Genomic DNA, 793 nt, shown 5'->3' on the forward strand with positions numbered 1-793 from the left:
AAGCTCTTTAGCGCCGATGGTACTTGGTGGGAAGCTGCCTGGGAGAGTAGGACGTAGCCGCGTAATCTTTTTTTTATTTAGATAAACTATATTAAATAACTTATACATAAGTTATTTAATATAGTTTATCTTTTTATTATGAATTTTAAGTGAGGATAAGATACAAAATATAAACTCTAAATAACTTTTTAACGTAGGGTTTTATAGTATAATAGGAGGAGTTGGATATGGAAAAAATAGATTGTGATAAATTAGTTGATTTTAAAGAAATACAAAAACTGACTAAGATAGATAAAAAAAATATTTTAGAAAGAACATTAAAATTATCAGAAGAATCGGGAGAAGTTGCTCAAGCTGTTTTAAGCTATACAAATGCATGTGGATGCGGATATAAAAGCAAAACTAATAAAGATGTAATAGAAGAATGCATAGATGTTATAATTGTAGCAAGTTCAATAATATGCCAATCTAGTAATGAAGATATAAATTTATGTGAAGTGGAAAAAATATATAAATCTAAACTTTGTAAATGGAAAGAAAAATGTGAAAATAACTAAGAAGATATACACCTATAAAATATGATTTTTATATTAAATCTTATTGGAAAATAAGGTATATAGCAAAAGAATAATAAAAAATAAAAAAACTTTTAAAAAAGTGTTGACCTTATTTAATAAAGGTGATATAGTATTACTTGTCCTTAAGAAACGGACAAACAAGAACTTTGAAAATTAAACAGTAGGTTAATTATAAAAATTCTTTTTAAAGAATTAAACAACAAACAACCAAGCCA

At 25.2% G+C, this 793-nt stretch carries 1 protein-coding gene; it reads left to right on the forward strand.

From position 1 onward, the window contains the following. Positions 1 to 227 precede the first annotated feature (227 nt). Positions 228 to 557 (forward strand): MazG-like family protein, encoded by a 330-nt coding sequence (locus tag ACEXNK_RS17510; RefSeq protein WP_373601497.1) that lies wholly within the window; start codon positions 228 to 230, stop codon positions 555 to 557. Positions 558 to 793: the final 236 nt, after the last annotated feature.

The organism is Paraclostridium bifermentans, assembly GCF_964259345.1.
Lineage (GTDB): Bacteria > Bacillota > Clostridia > Peptostreptococcales > Peptostreptococcaceae > Paraclostridium > Paraclostridium bifermentans_B.